Annotated in this window: 1 protein-coding gene; it reads right to left on the reverse strand. The window is 51.6% G+C overall.

What is annotated here, in order from left to right; translation table 11 throughout:
• Positions 1–1203 (reverse strand): KpsE/RkpR family capsule polysaccharide export protein (locus tag H6A60_RS11375; protein WP_205104700.1); only part of this gene is annotated, 1203 nt, incomplete at its 3' end.
• Between the last annotated feature and the right edge of the window lie 92 nt (positions 1204–1295).

Raw genomic sequence — 1295 nt, forward strand, 5'->3', positions numbered from 1 at the left:
GTTCAGAGCATCCTTCCCTTCCTGATTAACAAGACGCGCCTTCTCAGAGGCAAGTTGCTTTTCGAGGGCAGCCAAGCGACTCTGCATGTTTTTAAGCTGAGGCGCCGAAGCCTTCATATAAGACTGGGCTTCTTCGATCTCTGCGCGCAGTTTCGCGCGTTCACCTTCAAGTTCGAAAACGATCGTCTGCAAACCGGTGGCAGTCGCCTGCGGATCAAGATCGCGGTGCTGGTTGCGGAATTCCTCAAGCGCCTGCTGTGCTTTCGCTACACGATCCTTGGCGATTTCGACTTCTTTTTCAGAAAGTGCCAGCGTATCTTTGCGGGCTCGTTCGTTCATTTCGTTCACAAGCGCTTCGCTTCGCTTAAGAACCGCTTGAGAAATAGCCTGCGCCATAGCGGGGTCATACGCACGAACCGTATAGGTGACGATACCGTTGTCCGGATTGACAATGGGCTTGGAAACCCAATTCCAGAAAGTCTGCTTGTCCCAAAGCGTAGGAGAAGATGTCAAACGGCTGAGCCAATCCCACTCCGAGCTCGAGTAGTGATCAATGATCTTGAGATCCTTATCGAGCGCTTCAAAAATGTCGGGCGAGCGGATATACGCCTCTACCACCTGGGCATCCTGAGTGGAGGAATTGGAAGTCTTCAAAAGCTGGGATGCAATATCAACACCGTACGACTGTTCTGTCCCGGAACGAACGGCAAACTTAGTCTCTGAAACATACATCGGAGACCAAAGAAAAGCCGTGTAGACAAACACCAGCAACGTCGGCAACAAAACGAACAAGACCAGTTCGCGCTGAACAGGCGTAGCTTTAGCCCAGTATGTAGCTTTCATCTCGTTCTCATGCTTCGCTGTCGCCGCGGTTTGTCCCTGCGTCGCGGTTTGAACTGGTCTCGCAGGCTGCGATGACTGGGACGGTCGACCTGGTTTTGAAACCTGCACCTGTGGAACCACTTCACCCGTCTGAGTCGGCTTTGAAGTCTGAGGAGATTGCGGAGACAACACTGCTTTCACTGTCTGCACAGGCTGAACGGGCTTAACCCCCTGAACCTGTTTAGTCGACTCAACGGGCTTTGTACTCTGAGCAGCTTGAGTCGGCTGAGCAGGCTTGGCTGTTGTTGAAGCTGACGTCTGTGCAACAGTCCCGGATTTTTGATCAGGTGTCGCCTGATTAGGGTTAACTTCGTTTGGCATCACAAATTTCCGAATAGTGTTTGATTGCGTCTTCAAGAACCGGGTAGTAGACAAGCGTTCCGGCATTTAGAACCTGTCTCTTATACACATCT

Source organism: Sutterella massiliensis, from assembly GCF_016899755.1.
Lineage (GTDB): Bacteria > Pseudomonadota > Gammaproteobacteria > Burkholderiales > Burkholderiaceae_F > Sutterella > Sutterella massiliensis.